This window comes from Hallella absiana (genome assembly GCF_025457485.1).
GTDB classification, from domain to species: Bacteria; Bacteroidota; Bacteroidia; order Bacteroidales; family Bacteroidaceae; genus Prevotella; species Prevotella absiana.
On record NZ_JAMXSP010000082.1, the window covers coordinates 1 to 1,132 of the forward strand.

Below are 1,132 nucleotides of genomic sequence, written 5' to 3' on the forward strand. Positions count from 1 at the left end.
TGCTTGTACCGTTCAAGGAGACTCTTGTACTTGTCTTTGCTTGCCATATTCATAATAATTTGTGCGCGCAAAGGTACAGACTTTTAAGCGAGGCTGAAATACGGTAATGCCGAGACGCTTACTATGGAGACGAAGATTGAAACTACGAATACTGGCGGCAAAGTGCTTGCCTATGACGGTGACGAACTTGTTGGCCGACTGGATTTTTCCTTCAAGGGAAATGTATTGAGCATTGACCATACGTATGCCTACAAGGAAGGGATGGGTGTGGGGAGTCTGCTTGTAACTGCTGTCAACGACTATGCTGTCAGTAAAGGGTTAAAAGTCCTGCCCGTCTGCTCATTCGCCGCAGTCTGGTACCAGAGGCATCCACAGTTTCAGGCTGTTCTTGACAGGAAGGACTGACTAATTCAATCGTCATCGTGTGGGTAGTCCAACTCCATTGATGCCTCAGTAAGGGCATCATTCAAATCAAGGTCATTCATTATTCCTACCCAGTCCATGAAATTGTCGTCAAGAACATTGTCGATAAGCTCATCCGGCGGACAAATCCAATAGTCGTCAAGGTTGTAGGGGAGCTTCTGATACAACTGGTAAGTATAAATGCCCAGGTCTTCCATGGGGTGGGCGGCTGCGTAGTCCTGCATCTCCTTTGAAGTGCACATATACAAGTATTGGAGCAGTATATCACAGTCATCCTCGTAGGAGTCTTCATCGAAGCCCTCGAATTCCTCAAATTCGACATCACGGCCACGTTCCTTGTAGAAACGGCGTAACATCAGCATTTCTTCGGCTGTGAAGTGCAGGTTCATATCATCCGGAATGATGGCTTCCGGCACATTCTCGTTCTCAGGATCTAAGCGTTCCAATGTAAAATGATACGGCTTTTTATGGATTTCTTTGAAGTCTATCATGTTGAATGAAATTATTTTGGTGCAAACATACGAATAAAAATCGACATTCTGCAAAAAAAATTGTATTTATTTGCCATTAGATGATTTCAAAAATTGAGGCCCAAGGGGGATTGTCCGTGGCGGACGGATGCCGCTGCCTAACCAAAGAACTTGATATGATAGCGTGCTAAAACTATTTTTTTTGCTTACCTTTGCGGTCATGGAACAAGAAAAGATAG

2 protein-coding genes are annotated in these 1,132 nt (G+C 44.4%); one reads left to right on the forward strand and one right to left on the reverse strand.

Annotation, left to right across the window (positions count from 1 at the left end):
* Window positions 1-123 precede the first annotated feature (123 nt).
* Window positions 124-405, forward strand: coding sequence for a GNAT family N-acetyltransferase (locus tag NG346_RS14460; RefSeq protein WP_262288913.1), 282 nt, complete (start codon window positions 124-126; stop codon window positions 403-405).
* Window positions 406-410: 5 nt separating this feature from the next.
* Here the strand turns inward: NG346_RS14460 and NG346_RS14465 are convergent, their stop codons facing one another.
* The gene (locus NG346_RS14465; RefSeq protein ID WP_262281356.1) at window positions 411-869 is read right to left on the reverse strand and encodes a hypothetical protein; all 459 of its coding nucleotides are present in this window, start codon (window positions 867-869) and stop codon (window positions 411-413) included.
* Between the last annotated feature and the right edge of the window lie 263 nt (window positions 870-1,132).

What these genes read in the sequence shown, in the direction of transcription:
- NG346_RS14460 (WP_262288913.1), top strand. Translation starts at nt 124, where the DNA reads ATGGAGACGAAGATTGAAACTACGAATACTGGCGGCAAAGTGCTTGCC.